The 13147-nt window shown below is 69.7% G+C and carries 16 protein-coding genes; 11 read left to right on the top strand and 5 right to left on the bottom strand.

The window, feature by feature from the left end; all coding sequences use genetic code 11:
• Positions 1 to 25: 25 nt before the first annotated feature.
• The 3 genes from ACZ67M_RS37335 to ACZ67M_RS37325 all read left to right on the top strand — a co-directional run bounded on the left by ACZ67M_RS37335 (position 26) and on the right by ACZ67M_RS37325 (position 2408).
• Entirely contained in the window at positions 26 to 592 is a 567-nt protein-coding gene (locus ACZ67M_RS37335; protein ID WP_361362440.1) for a TetR family transcriptional regulator, read from the top strand.
• A gap of 353 nt (positions 593 to 945) precedes the next feature.
• On the top strand, positions 946 to 1794 hold the full coding sequence (locus tag ACZ67M_RS37330; protein WP_378808284.1) for an oxidoreductase: 849 nt from the start codon (positions 946 to 948) through the stop codon (positions 1792 to 1794).
• The gene (locus ACZ67M_RS37325) at positions 1794 to 2408 is read left to right on the top strand and encodes a TetR/AcrR family transcriptional regulator (protein ID WP_392103161.1); all 615 of its coding nucleotides are present in this window, start codon (positions 1794 to 1796) and stop codon (positions 2406 to 2408) included. Before ACZ67M_RS37330 ends, ACZ67M_RS37325 begins: the two co-directional genes overlap by 1 nt.
• Before the next feature lie 96 nt (positions 2409 to 2504).
• Here the strand turns inward: ACZ67M_RS37325 and ACZ67M_RS37320 are convergent, their stop codons facing one another.
• A complete protein-coding gene (locus tag ACZ67M_RS37320; protein WP_469854315.1) occupies positions 2505 to 2996 on the bottom strand; it encodes an NUDIX hydrolase in 492 nt (163 codons plus the stop codon).
• The gene (locus tag ACZ67M_RS37315; RefSeq protein ID WP_392016143.1) at positions 2993 to 3463 is read right to left on the bottom strand and encodes a hemerythrin domain-containing protein; all 471 of its coding nucleotides are present in this window, start codon (positions 3461 to 3463) and stop codon (positions 2993 to 2995) included. Before ACZ67M_RS37315 ends, ACZ67M_RS37320 begins: the two co-directional genes overlap by 4 nt.
• A gap of 291 nt (positions 3464 to 3754) precedes the next feature.
• On the opposite strand from ACZ67M_RS37315, the gene ACZ67M_RS37310 reads away from it, so the two are divergent.
• Positions 3755 to 4729 (top strand): urea transporter, encoded by a 975-nt coding sequence (locus tag ACZ67M_RS37310; RefSeq protein ID WP_469854314.1) that lies wholly within the window; start codon positions 3755 to 3757, stop codon positions 4727 to 4729.
• A gap of 109 nt (positions 4730 to 4838) precedes the next feature.
• Positions 4839 to 6383 carry a hypothetical protein gene (locus tag ACZ67M_RS37305; protein ID WP_469854313.1) on the top strand — a complete coding sequence of 515 codons (1545 nt, stop codon included), beginning with the start codon at positions 4839 to 4841 and terminating at the stop codon, positions 6381 to 6383.
• 347 nt (positions 6384 to 6730) lie between these two features.
• Here ACZ67M_RS37305 and ACZ67M_RS37300 read toward each other — a convergent pair whose 3' ends face one another.
• Together ACZ67M_RS37300 and ACZ67M_RS37295 are read right to left on the bottom strand one after the other, a co-directional pair.
• Entirely contained in the window at positions 6731 to 7537 is an 807-nt protein-coding gene (locus tag ACZ67M_RS37300; protein ID WP_469854312.1) for an SDR family NAD(P)-dependent oxidoreductase, read from the bottom strand.
• Positions 7538 to 7721: 184 nt separating this feature from the next.
• Complete coding sequence (locus ACZ67M_RS37295) at positions 7722 to 8636, bottom strand: alpha/beta fold hydrolase (RefSeq protein WP_469854311.1); 915 nt, start codon at positions 8634 to 8636, stop codon at positions 7722 to 7724.
• A 28-nt stretch (positions 8637 to 8664) separates the two neighbouring features.
• Here ACZ67M_RS37295 and ACZ67M_RS37290 point away from each other — a divergent pair, with 28 nt between their 5' ends.
• Positions 8665 to 9657 carry an AraC family transcriptional regulator gene (locus ACZ67M_RS37290; RefSeq protein WP_469854310.1) on the top strand — a complete coding sequence of 331 codons (993 nt, stop codon included), beginning with the start codon at positions 8665 to 8667 and terminating at the stop codon, positions 9655 to 9657.
• A 192-nt stretch (positions 9658 to 9849) separates the two neighbouring features.
• Here the strand turns inward: ACZ67M_RS37290 and ACZ67M_RS37285 are convergent, their stop codons facing one another.
• Positions 9850 to 10650 carry an NADPH-dependent F420 reductase gene (locus ACZ67M_RS37285; RefSeq protein WP_469854309.1) on the bottom strand — a complete coding sequence of 267 codons (801 nt, stop codon included), beginning with the start codon at positions 10648 to 10650 and terminating at the stop codon, positions 9850 to 9852.
• 176 nt (positions 10651 to 10826) lie between these two features.
• Here ACZ67M_RS37285 and ACZ67M_RS37280 point away from each other — a divergent pair, with 176 nt between their 5' ends.
• The 5 genes from ACZ67M_RS37280 to ACZ67M_RS37260 all read left to right on the top strand — a co-directional run bounded on the left by ACZ67M_RS37280 (position 10827) and on the right by ACZ67M_RS37260 (position 12813).
• Positions 10827 to 11678, top strand: coding sequence for a helix-turn-helix transcriptional regulator (locus ACZ67M_RS37280; protein ID WP_469854308.1), 852 nt, complete (start codon positions 10827 to 10829; stop codon positions 11676 to 11678).
• A 122-nt stretch (positions 11679 to 11800) separates the two neighbouring features.
• Positions 11801 to 12040 (top strand): hypothetical protein, encoded by a 240-nt coding sequence (locus tag ACZ67M_RS37275; RefSeq protein ID WP_469854307.1) that lies wholly within the window; start codon positions 11801 to 11803, stop codon positions 12038 to 12040.
• On the top strand, positions 12037 to 12177 hold the full coding sequence (locus ACZ67M_RS37270) for a hypothetical protein (protein WP_469854306.1): 141 nt from the start codon (positions 12037 to 12039) through the stop codon (positions 12175 to 12177). Before ACZ67M_RS37275 ends, ACZ67M_RS37270 begins: the two co-directional genes overlap by 4 nt.
• An 83-nt stretch (positions 12178 to 12260) precedes the next feature.
• A complete protein-coding gene (locus tag ACZ67M_RS37265) occupies positions 12261 to 12686 on the top strand; it encodes a sigma factor-like helix-turn-helix DNA-binding protein (RefSeq protein WP_469854341.1) in 426 nt (141 codons plus the stop codon).
• 4 nt (positions 12687 to 12690) lie between these two features.
• Positions 12691 to 12813: a hypothetical protein gene (locus ACZ67M_RS37260; protein WP_392103147.1), complete on the top strand. Its 123-nt coding sequence runs from the start codon at positions 12691 to 12693 to the stop codon at positions 12811 to 12813.
• Positions 12814 to 13147: the final 334 nt, after the last annotated feature.

Here is a 13147-nt window from a genome sequence, read left to right as displayed (position 1 = left end):
GGATGACTTCACCTACACTCGCGGCATGGGACGGTGGGAACCCGGGGCCAGGGGGCGACTTCGCGAAGCCGCGCTGGAACTGTTCATGGAGCGCGGTTTCGAGCAGACGATGGTGGCCGACATCGCTGAGCGCGCCGGCGTCACCGCCCGCACCTTCTTCCGGTACTTCGCCGACAAGCGCGAGGTGCTTTTCGACGGCTCGGCCGACCTGGCCAAGCAGGTGCAGGACGTCGTGGAAACGATGCCGCCCACGGCATCGGCGCTGGACGTCGTCGCGGCCGTGCTCGACGCGGTAGCCGAGCTTGCGGGCGACGACCGTGATCGCGCGAGGGCGCGCCAGGCGGTGATCACGGCCAACACCGAACTTCGTGAACGCGAGCTGATCAAGCAGGCGGCCCTGACAGCCGCACTGACCGACGCCCTGCACCGGCGAGGTGTCGACGAAACCGAGGCCGGCCTGGCCGCCGAGACCGGCACGGCAGTGTTCCGCGTCGCCTTCAGCCAGTGGTGTGACGCCACCGAGAACCGCGACCTGCGGGACGTCGTACGCGACACCCTGACCCGTCTTCGGCTCCTCGCCGCCGCCCAGTAGCCCCGCGGGGCCGCAGGATCTTCGACCAGATCAAGGTTCACTCCGGCCCCCGGCACCGGGGCCGTCGAGATCGACAACGACGTGGCCCCGGCATGGATCCGGGCCAGTCTCGACCGGCTCCTCGCGCAAGGCCGGACCCTGTCCGTCGCCAAACCCGGTCGATCGACAGCCCGACCGCTGGACCTTGACGGCGCCGATCCGGGCGATGCGTGGCACGTGGACGACGCTGAGGATCCATCCCATCCCATGAGCCCCCAACAGAATCGACGCAGTAACGATAAAAATCGACGCTGTGTAGACTTATTGCTGGAGGGCGCGGTTCGGCCCCCTCGCAAGACCTTGCTGGAGGAACAGTGCAGAAGCAGAACTGGCTCATCACCGGCGTGAGCACGGGCCTGGGGCGCGCTTTCGCGCAGGCCGCCCTCGCTGCCGGGCACACCGTGGTCGGCACCGTCCGCTCCGAGAAGGACCTGCGGGCCTACGAGGAACTCGGGCCCGGCCATGCTCACGGCCGCATCCTGGACGTGACGGACGGTGATGCCGTCTCCGGCGTGGTCGCGGAGGTCGAGCGGAGCGTCGGTCCTCTGGACGTCGTCGTCGCCAACGCCGGCTACGGCCTGGAGGGAACCTTCGAGGAAACCCCGCTGGCCGAGGTGCGGCGGCAGTTCGAGGTCAACGTGTTCGGGGCCGTGGCCACGCTGCAAGCGGCGCTGCCCCACATGCGCGCACGCCGCCGCGGACACCTGATGGCCGTCACTTCCATGGGCGGCCTCATGGCCGTGCCCGGCATGTCCGCCTACTGCGGCAGCAAGTTCGCCCTTGAAGGCATCCTGGAGGCGCTGGGCAAGGAGGTCGCGCAGTTCGGAATCCACGTCACGGCGATCGAACCCGGCTCCTTCCGCACCGACTGGGCCGGACGGTCCATGACCCGCGCCGCGCGGACCATCGACGACTACGACGAGTTGTTCGCCCCCATCCGTGAAGCGCGGCAGAAGGCCAGCGGGAACCAGCTGGGCAATCCGGCCAAGGCCGGGGAAGCGGTCGTACACATCACCTCGGTCGACCAGCCGCCGGCCCACCTCGTCCTGGGCTCGGACGCGCTGCGACTGGTCACCGCCGCGCGCACGGCCGTGGACGAGGACCTTCGCGCGTGGGAGGCGCTCTCGCGTACGACCGACTTCGCCGAGGGCGCTCAGCTCTGATGCCCGGCCAGCCTTCCGCGCGCGGCCGTCGCACCACCGAGCGCAAGGGGGATGTCCGGGAGCGGGCCATCCTCGACACCTGCGAGGCCCTGCTGGCGCACAAGGGATACGACGCCATGACCGTCGGCGACGTGGCCCAGGGCGCCGGTATCACACGTGGTGCCCTGTACTTCTACTTCGGCTCCAAGCAGGAAGTGGTCACGGCACTCGTCGCCCGGACCGTGGAGCACCTGTGGGAACGGTCCCGGGCCACCGCGCAGACGGACGAGCCACGCCAGGCCATCGCGGCGGCCATGCAGCGCACGGTCGAGCTGTGGAACGAGCACGGCCTGGTCATGCGCACCGCGATCGACCTGTCGTTGACCGTGCCGGAGATCGGCGAGTTGTGGAAGCACACTGCTGACCTGTTCATCGCGGCCATCACCGCTGTCCTGGAGCGGGCCGGCATTCAGGCCGGCACCCGACCGGACCAAGCCTCAGCGATGGCACGTGCCCTGTGCTGGATGATCGAGCGGACCTTCTACCACGCCTCACAGGAATCCCGCGAGAAGCTTCAGGAGGCATCGGCGACATGCGAACACATCTGGCTGATCAGCGCCGGCCTGATCACCTGAGGCAGCTCGCCTGCGGCACGCAGTACAGCCATCGGAGGCGGGGCTTGCATTGCGGGAGTGCTGGGCGGCCTCGGCTCGCCTGGCAGCACAGCAGGCTCAGTGCGAACCGGCGGGCAGAGTGAGCCGGGCGAGGTAGACGTCGATGCCGGATACACGACCAGGCAGGGGTGCGCTCAGATCCCACCAGCGCATCGCCTCGATCTCGCGATCGGCCTCGAAAACGCGGCGCCGTAAGGCGCTGCCGGTGAACAGGGCGCCGTATTCGGCGCGCTGTGGAGCACCCAACAGGAATCCGGCATAGCCGACGAACTGCAAAGGAGCGCCGGACACCTGACCGCTCTCCTCGGCAAGTTCACGAACGGCCGCCTGGCGAGGGCTCTCCCCGGGGTCGAGCAGGCCACCGGGTAGTTCCCATTGCCCCCGGAACCGGTCGTAGACCACAACGACCTCGTCGCGGTGCCACAGGGCAGTCAGAGCCATGGGCGTGGGAGCCCCACCAGGCGGGACATCTTCGGCGCCGAACGTGAATGAAACCAGCAGGTTGCCGCGCTGATCGGCGGCGAGGGGCTTGGACGAAGGATTGGTCATATCGGTCCCAGTACCTCACCGGGTACGGCTGCCAGCTCCAGGGTGTCGAGCACGGTGAGCAACTGCCGCTCCTCGTAGCGGAAGTGGCTCTCCATGATCGCGGCGATGCCTTCGAGGTGCTGGTCGAGTTCTTCCGGCGGGGCGGTGCGGTCGACCGCGGCCTGGAGTCCGCCCAGCAGGTGGGCGATCATCGAGTGGTCCTGCTCCAGCGCGCGCAGTACCGGGCGCAGTTCGGGGTGGGCGGCCGCGATGGCCGGGAAGAGGGTGCGGTCCTCGCCTCGGTGGTGGCCGTCGAGAGCGGCGCAGAAGCCGTGGCAGTACAGCAGCAGTTCCCGGGTGGCCGCCTCACCGGGCGTGCCGTCGGCAAGAGCGGCGCGGGTCACGGCCATGGCGTCGCGCAGCCGGTGGTGGACCCGGCGGAGTTCTTGGCTCCAGGCAACCAGCCTGGTCGTCTCGCGCTCAGTCACGCGAGGACGAAGGGTGCGACGAAGGCATCGTCGGTCTCCTTCGGTACGGCGCCTCCATGCCTGACACGGTCTGTCACCGGCACGCGACGCTTGTCATACCGTAGCGCACCCGCCGCCTCGTCAACACCGGTTTCACGAGGGGCCCGTCAGGGCCGCCGCGTGCTCTCTCTCATGACCGGCCGCCCGACATCGGATATCGTATTGCGGAAATCAAATATCGTTTCATGGAAATATCGGGGGCGGGTCATGGGACGGTCGGTACGGGTCCGGTGGCGGTGGCGTCCGGCACGCATGCCGGACTTCCTCACGCGCGAACTGAGCGCTCTGGGGCAGGTGGTGTTCCAGGCGAATCCCTGGACGGGCGGCGTCTTCGTCGTCGCCCTGTGCACGGCCGACTGGCGCTACGCCGCGTACGCGGTCGGCGGCGCCGCCCTGGGTGCCGGCGCCGCCCGCGGCCTCGGTGTGCCGCGCGAGCGGCAGGAGGCGGGCCCCGAGAGCTTCAACTCCGCCCTGCTCGCCCTCTGCCTCGCCGTCCTCCTCGACCCGGGCCGCCCGGCGACCGTACTGCTCGCCGCCGCGGGCTGCCTCGTGGTCACCGTCGGCACGGCTGCGGCGGTGCGTGTACTGAGTGTCTGGAACCTGCCGCCGCTGACCCTGCCGTACTGCCTCGTGGCGGTTTCCGTGACCGTCGCCGCACCGGCCTTCCGGCGGGTCTGGCCGAACGGCACCAGCCTCGCCGCGCTCCCCGGCGCGGCCTCGGGGCGCAGCGCCCTGCACCCGGGCGACGTGGTGCGGGCGTTCCTCCACAACGTCTCCCAGATCCTCTTCCTGGAACTGTGGCACGTAGGAGCCCTGTTGCTCGCAGGCGTCTTCCTGGCGAGCAGGGCGGCCGGGCTGGTCGCCTGCGCGGGCAGCCTCACGGGCATCGTGACGGCGTGGGCGCTCGGGACTCCGGCCGAGCGGATCGCGGACGGCACCATGGGGTACAACGCGGTACTGGTCGCGCTCGCGCTGTGCGGGGTGTTCCTGCCGGCAACACCGGTCACGCTGCTGTACGCCCTCCTCGGCGCCGCCACCGCGACGGCTCTGACCCCGGCCGTCGACGCGCTGCTCGCACCATCCGGCGGGCATGTCTTCACGTGGCCGTTCGTCCTGACGGCGCTCGGTTTCCTGGCCGCCTCACACGCCTTCCCGCGGCTGACCGCGACAGGGCCGGACACGCGTACGGTGCGGCCGGGTCGCGCGTCATCTGTGAGACAGCGGTGACAATTGATGATTTGTCTTGGATCATTGGCGACGTTTCGTGTCTGAACACGCGCCATGCGTGAACGATGGCGCGCCGACATCAGGGGTGGGATCAGGAGTGGGATCAGGGGTGGGATCAGCGTTGGGCAACACGTTAGGAAGAAGCAGCAGGCTGACGGCAGTACTGCTCGCGGGTGCGCTGGCCGGGACGGTGCTGACGGCGGCCCCCGGTACCGCGTTCGCGGCCCCGGGAGCCGCCGACCCGGGCGGCGTCGCGACGGCCGTGGTGCCCTCGGGGCCGGGCATGGAGCTGCCGGCCGCGTCGTTCACACAGATGGCGGTGGACGAGGCAAGCCGGCGAGTGTGGCTGGCCGGTGACCGGGTCTACCCGGACGGATCCCGGGACGGGGAGCTGGTTGGCATCCTCTACGGAGGCACTGGCCCGGCCACCGCGAGCGCCCACCTTGAGGCCCCGCTGTCCGGCGTCGCGGTGGAACCGGACGGCTCGAAGGTCTACGCCGGGCAGTCGGACCACATCGCGACCTTCCGGCACGACCGGGGGTCACTGGACCCGCTCGACCCGATCGCGGCGTCGGCCGACGACTGTGGGCGGGAGGTGGTGCATACCGGTGGTCGGCTGTTCTTCACCAGTCGGCCTTCGGTGTCGCCCGGGGGCTGCGCGGACGGGCTGGGCAGTGTCGGTGTCGCCGGGCAGGTGGACGGCGGCGGCGCGGGGGAGGTCTTCTACTCGGGTGCCCCGCTCCATCTCGAGGGAGGACCCGGTGGCCTGCTGGTGATCGCTCCTGAGCGTCCCTCTCCGTTCGACGACCCGGACCTGGGCATCTACCGGGTGACGGACGGGGCGGACGGCCACCTGCTGGAGTTCTTGGGCGAACGCCGGTTCGCCGAGGACGGTACGGGCACGGGCATGGACTTCCGGGACGCCGACTTCTCCGCGGACGGCTCCGTCCTCGCGGTGGCCGACGGGGACCGGGGCACCGTACTGCTCAGCGGCCAGGACGCCCGCTTCCTCGGCAACCCGTACACGCCGCTGTCCCAGGGCGTGGCGCCCACGGCGGTCGCCTTCAGCCCCGACGGCAAGTGGTTCGCCCAGGGCGGCGCGGCGTCGGGCGAGGAGGCCGACCTGACGTTGGCGTTCGCCGATGCGTCGATCGAGCGGCAGCCGCTGCGCATCAGTTTCGAGGACGAGGCCGCCGGCCACCGCGTGGTCCCGCGCGGCATGGAGTTCTCCGGGGACGGGGAGCAGCTTTTCGTCGTGACCTCCGATCACGAGGGCACCAGGTTCTGGCTGCACACGATCCAGACGCGGGAGGCCCTGGCCATCTCGCGCATCGTGGACGTGACGCACGGGCCGGCCGTTGCCGGTGCGCCGTTCAGGGCGGCCGGTCGACTCGACCTGGACGGCCTGGCCGCCACCGGGACGCCGCGGATCACGGTGCAGCGGCTGAACGGTGCGGAGGTCACTGACCTGCCGCCGCTGCCGGTCGCCGAGGACGGGACGTTCGTACTGGAGGACGTTCTGCCGGGCGAGGCGGGCAACGTCCAGTACGTGCTCGGCTACGCGGGTGACGAGGTGCACTACCTCTCGGAGTACTGGCTCGTGGTGGACACGGTCGAGGCGCCGAGCCCGGTGACCCGCGGCGGTCCTCGGTAGTCACGCGGCGCCATCGGCTCCTCGCTTCCGACGGTCCGCCCCGAGGTGAGAGGCCCGGCCCCGGAAGCCCGTGGCGTCCGCGAGGTCCCTCCGTGTCCGATGGCAGGGCCGTCCTCCAACTGGCCGCGGAGAACCGGCAACTGCGCGGCGCCCTGATCGCAGCCCGACCTGCGATCAGGGCGCTGCCCGCACAGCCGCCACCTGACCGGATTCCGTGAACGCCGGGTCAGGCGGGCCGGCTGGCGAATGCGAGTCTGGCCTGCTGACCCGGCTGTGGGGCGTCACCTTCGGCCGGGTCCAGCGAGGGTCGGTCCGCCCGCCGGTTCACCGCCGTGTCTCTGCATGAGTCAGAGCTTGTAGCCGCCACTCGCCTCGATGACCTGGGCGGTCACCCAGCGGCCCTCGTCGGACGCCAGGAAGGCCACGACCGAAGCGATGTCGGAGACTTCACCGAAGCGTCCCAGGGCAGTGTCCGCCTCGATCGCCGCCGCCATCTCCGCGTTCTCGCGGACGGCCGCGTTCATGTCGGTTCGCACCCAGCCGGGAGCGACGGCGTTCACCGTGATGCCTCGGGGTCCCAGCTCCATCGCGAGGGCGTGTGTCAGGTTGTTGATGCCGGCCTTGGCCATGGAGTAGACGGGCACCGCCTGCATCGGTCGCGAGGCGGCGCCGGAGGAGACGTTGATGATCCGTCCACCGTCCGCGAGGCGGCTCAGTGCCGACTGGACGATGAAGAAGGGCGCGCGGGCGTGGACCGCGAACATCGTGTCCCAGCTGTCCGGTGTGGTGTCCGCGAGGCCGCCCCAGCCCGAGTTCCCTGCGTTGTTGACGAGCAGGTCGAGAGTCCGGGCTCCCTTGCGCTGCGTGAATTCGGCGTCGAGCCGCGTGAACAGGTGAGGGATGGACTCCGCGTCGGCAAGGTCCGCGTGGAGCGCGAGAGCGTTCCCGCCGGTCTTCTGGATCGTTGCGACCGTCTCTTCGGCGCCGTCTTTGCCGGTGTTGTAGGTGAGCGCGACGAGCGCGCCTTCCTCCGCGAGGCGCTCGGCGATCGAGCGGCCGATGCCGCGCGAGCCTCCGGTGACGAGGGCGGTCTTTCCGGCGAGCTTTGGTGACACGGGTAATTCCTTACTGAGAAGAGGATGTGGCCGGTTCATTCCGTCATTCCGTCCAGGCGGCCGTTTCTTCACTGTGCGGGATCTGCCCTGCGTGCAAGCGATGCACGGACAGGCAAGCGATGCGACGCGGACGGGCAAGCGATGCGCGGGCGGGCGGCGTCCCGCGTCGGCGGGTCGTCCGGAGTCGGTTCCGGCGCACGGGCTCGGGACATCTCGGCTGGAGTCAGCTGCCGCGACGCTCGTTCTCGCGGTCGCCGAGCCACGCGATGACCTCGCGGTTGAACACGTCGGGGGCGTTGCGGGCGATGAAGTGGCCTGCTCCTGCGATGCGCTTGAGGGTGAAGGGGCCCTTGATGAACTCGCGGCCGGTGATCAGTTGCTCCGGGCCGATGTAGGGGTCGTTCATGGAGTAGAGCTGCAGGACGGGCACCGTCACGTCTGGCAGCGGCTCCGCCTTGGGGGCGCTGTCGGGGTTGACCGTCGCGTGGTACCAGTTGAGCCAGCTGGCTTTGAGGCCGTTGGGCCGTTCCCAGTCGGCGATGATGTGCTCCATGTCCGGGTGCCAGTCGAAGAACTCCCTGGCCAGAGCCCAGTCGTTTGCGCGCAGCGCCTCTTCCGCGGCCTCGAACTGGAAGTAGGACATGTACCAGGACCGCTTGCGCTGATCGAGGGCGGGATCGATGAAGAAGCCGTTGAGGTGGCTGACGTTCTCCGAGATGAGACCGAGGACCCGCTCCGGGTTCAGGGCCGCGAGCATCCACAGGGGGAGGCTTCCGCGGTCGCCGCCCTCGACGTAGAACGTGTCGATGCCCAGGGCGTCGACGACCGCCAGGGCCCGCTCGTAGTCGTGGTGGCCCGAGTACAGCTCGACGTCTTCGGGGCGGTCGGATCCGCCTGCGCCCAAGTGCTCGGGGATGACCACGCGGTATCCGGCCCGGACGAGCGCCGGAACGTTGAAGCGGAATTCGAGCGAGTTGTGCGGGGCGCCGTGAAACATGACCAGGGTCGGCGCGCCGGCCGGTCCCTCGTCGTACACCCGCAGCTGGTGACCGAGGGCGTCGATCCTCTTGTAGTTCTTGGCGGGGAGTGCGTCTGTGGTGTGGGTGCCGGTTGCGGGCACCGGCTGTGCGTTGCTCATGGGCTCAACCGTAGGAGCGCACATGCGTATGATGAATAACGTGGATTCCAAGAAACATTACGCATCGTCCAGGAGGGGTGGGTCTGTCGGATCGGGCGACCCGATCGTCGATGTGCTGCGGCTTCTGCGTACGCAGGCGGTCGTCCCCGCCCGGGTGCACGCGGCCTCTCCCTGGGCCGTGCGCTTTGATCCGTACACGCACGTGAAGCTGGGCGTCGTCCTCGAGGGCGAGTGCTGGATGTCCCTCGACGGCTGCGAGCCGGTGCTGCTGCACAAGGGCGACTTCTTCCTGCTGAACAACCCGCCCTCCTACACCCTGGCCGGCTCCCTCGATCCTGCGCCGGGCCAGGCCACTGCTTTTCACGAGAGCGAGCACGACGGCGAGGTGCGTATCGGCGCCGAGGCCGATGAGGACACCTACGTGTGCTGCATCGACTTCGTCTTCGAGGAGGCGAACGCCTCGGTGCTCTTCGAGATGCTGCCGCCCATCGTCCTCGTCCGGGCCGCCGACCCGCGCGGAGCCCTCCTGTCGAACCTCTCCGCCCTCACGGTCGCGGAGATGGAATCCGCCGGCGTCGGACGGACCCTGGTCCTGGAGCACCTCGCACAGCTCATCCTCGTCCACGTGCTGCGCGTCCACGCCGATGAGACCGACCGGCCCGTCGGCTGGCTCGGCGCCCTGGTCGAGGACGGCATCGGCGCGGCCCTGCGCGCGATGCACGCGGACGTGGGCCGGCGCTGGACGCTCGACGACCTCGCAGCGATCAGCCACATGTCACGGTCCGCGTTCGCGGCGGCATTCAAGGCCAGGATCGGCACAGCCCCGCTGACCTACCTCATCGAATGGCGGATGAGCCTGGCCCGGGACGCGCTGCGCAGCGACACCCGCTCCATCTCCGAGCTGGCCGCGGCGACGGGCTACGAATCCGAGAGCGCCTTCAGTACGGCATTCCGGCGCGTAGTCGGATCTTCTCCCCGGTACTTCCGCGACGAGGCACGCCAACAGGCAGGGGCCGGATAGCCGGCACTCGGGCCATACCCCGGCCCTGTCACGTCGAGGTGCGGCGCAGTCCGGCCGGCGGGAGAGAAGGTGTCCCATGCGGTGGGGCCCTGCCCGAGGGCAGGGCCCCACCGCATGCCGCCCAGCGTTCATGCCAGGGGCTGAGGATTCGGCGCAGGAGCACCGCAGGACGGCCCCCGGCGCGCCCGGATGTTACTTGTTCACCGTGCCGGCACTCGCCTGGTCCATGAAGATGGCGACATGGGCGGGAGGCATCCCAGCCAGCGTGCCACCGACGGGTGACGGCCGCCGAGCGCTGTCGATCATCGTGCGGGCGGCTTCGGGCGAGACGGGCGGGACCGGGTGCTCAAGGTAGAAGCGCTTCTCCTCATCCCCGGTGATGCCGTCCGGGATGGCGGGGGCGTACGGCCAGAAGTAGATGGGCGTCTCGGGCTCGATGCGCCAGCTCTCCGCGAGCGAGCCGGCATCGACGACGTCGTAGCCGACCGCTTCCAAGAACCGCGTCACCGCCTCCTTGGCGGCAGGATCGTCGCCCGCGATCGGCAGGGTCGTCCGCTCTGCGTCGCCCTCCGGGCGGGCGTTGGAGTACATGTGGTTCCAGTCCAGATTGTGCAGGCCCTTCACGACCAGGGAGTCCTTGAGGTGCCGCTGCACGAGTTCACTCGAGGTGAGCTTCCCGGCATCGAGCTCGGCGCTCCGCCAGAACTCCGGGTAGTAGTTCGTCTGGTCCAGGACGACCTTCCCGGCCAGCTTGTCGGCGGGCAGGGCGTCGAAACTCGGGAGCGGGACGGGAAGGGCAATGATGTCGCCGGCGTCGATCGCCTCACCGACCGTTGCGGCGCGCGCCAGCGGACCGAGCTCTTGAACGAGTGCCGCGATCGATTCCGGGCCCCGTGAATTGCTGAGCACGACGCTGTAGCCGGCGTCGACAGCCAGGCGGGCGACGGAGCCGCCGACCAGACCGGAGCCGATGATCCCGATGGTGGGTGCCATCTTGGGTATCTCCTTGGACAAAAAGCGCCGCGAGCCGGCGGCACGCTCCGCCGGCCTGTGACGCGCTTGGACTGACACGCCGATACTCGGCCTGGCCGCGGGGGTGCACCAGGCGCTGTCGTCCCTGGTAGCGCCGGTACCACCCAGCCCCTCAGCAGCGGACTCATACTGGATCCATGACCACCCACACCGAGCTCGGCCCGGCACTGCGAGCGTGGAGAGAGCGCATCGGCCCGGCCGCGGTCGGTCTGCCGATTGCGGGCAACCGACGGGTTCCGGGACTGCGCCGTGAAGAGCTGGCGGTCCTGGCCGGCATCTCCGTCGACTACCTCGTACAGCTCGAACAGGGCCGCGCGAGGAATCCCTCCCCCCAGGTCCTCGCGGCCTTCGCGCAGACACTGCGGCTCAACGCCGTGGAGCGCGAACTGCTCTACCGCCTGGCAGGCGCGGTCATCCCGCCGTCCGGGACGGTGCCACGCGAGGTGCCGCCCGGCGTGCAGCGCATGATCGACCGGATGAGCGACACCCCGCTGGCCGTCTTCACCGCCTCCTGGGACATCGTGCAGAGCAACCCGCTCTGGACCGAACTGTTCGGCGGCCCGGCCGACGCCGATGCCCGGTCGAGCAACCTGATCTGGGGGCACTTCGCCGCCCTGCCCGCACCTGGCGCTTCCCGCATCGAGCGCGGTGCCGCACATGCCGACGCCTTCGAGCGCATGATGGTGTCCGACCTGCGCCGGGCCGCCGACCGGTACCCCGACGACCGCGCCGTCACCGAGCTGATCAACGGCCTGCGAGAGACCAACCGGCGCTTCGCCGACCTCTGGACCCGCTACGAAACACTGCCGATCGGGCGTTCACACAAGACAGTTGTCCACCCCGAACTCGGCGAGATCGTCCTCGACTGCGACATCATGACCATCGAACGCGCCGACCTGCACATCGTCTTGAACTGGGCCGCACCAGACACCGGCGCGACCGAAAAGCTCGCCCTGCTCCGCGACCGCGTAGCCACATCAGCACACTGAACTTCGGCACCACGGGGTTGCAGTGGTCGCGTCTGGTGTCTGGGTGGTGACTCAATGCGGTGGTCTATGCCTCTGTGTGGTGGGGTGGTCACGAGTGTTGGCAGGAGAGGACCAGAGTTCCGATGACTGTGAATGATCTGTTTGTGCTGCTGGCGGCCGCTACCGCCGTGCGCGTGTTCCTCCCGGACATCGTCGTGGGACTGCGCCGGGTGCTGCGCGCGGGCGCCCGGGTCGGCGTTGCCGAGCTGCTCAGCACGCAGCCGGCCCGCCTCGCCCGCCTCGCGGCCCCCGCCCGCCCCGCGGCCCGCCTTGCGGGCGCTGCGGGTCTCGCTGTGGTGCCTGCCCGGGACGAGGGTGCATGACGATGACTCTCCCCGAGGACAGCAACACCCCTTACACGTTTCCCACCCTGTCCAGGGAACTGAACGCCTTGCGGGGCGTCCACTATGCGATGCCGTCCGATCTGGACGCCTTCTACCGCCTGTACGCCCGCCCCTAGCTGCGCTACGCCGCCACCGTGCTGGGTGACATGAGGGCCGCCCGGCAGGTCGTGCGCCGCCTGTACAGCCACCTCGCCCTCAACTGGTCCGTCGTCCTGCTCCAGGACGGCGGACCCGAGGCCTACGCCTGGCGCGTGCTGAAGATGCGCGTCGAGATGCGCCTGCGCATGAACGTCGGCCCCTCCGACGACGGACGCAGCACCACCCCGGCAGGAACTGCGCGCACCACCGCCATCCACGACGCCGTGCGCGCCACGTTGGAACACATGCGCACGCAGCTGGCGGCCATAGACTCCCCCCCCTCGGCCTCTACCCGGCCATCGCCACCCTGCCGGAGCGCCAGTTCGACGTCATCATCCTCCAGTACGTCCTGGGCTACCCCTGCAGACAGGCCGCCGACATCATGGGCATCACCGCGGCCACCGCCCGCACCCACCGCCGCTTGGCCCGCAAGCGCATCGCCATCAAACTCGGCATAGACCTTGGTGACGACGAGGAGAAGGAGTAACACCGTGCCGCGCAGCATCGACGACTACCTCGACCAGGCCGCACTCGCAGACACCGTCACTGACGCCGACCTCGACGCCCTGCACCGCGAAATCGTCCGCGACGTCACCGCCATCTACAGGCCGTGACGCACGCCGCCCAGCCGCTCCCACACCACCACGCCCACCTTGATACTCACCTCGTCCGCGACCACATACCTCACGCCACCGCTCGGCTAAGCCCCACGGCAACCCAGGAGCGGGACCTCGACCGTGAGCCGGAGAGCCGGCCGGCCCGGACGACCGCCCCCTGGACAACGACCGCCGCGCGAAGCAACGGAAGGCCGGCACTCGGTTGCGGCGCTGCCCCCCCCGGTCACCCGCACCCAGCAGGCCGCCCCCGCCCTCCGCAGACGCCTGATGAGGCTGGCCCCCACGTCCTGTCCGACCTCGCCTGCTCTCCTCTTCCTCGATCACCCCGGGC

This window comes from Streptomyces sp. NPDC107500 (assembly GCF_055582785.1).
The sequence above is the reverse complement of the archived record's forward strand: the minus strand, read 5'-3'. Positions and strand labels throughout refer to the sequence as shown.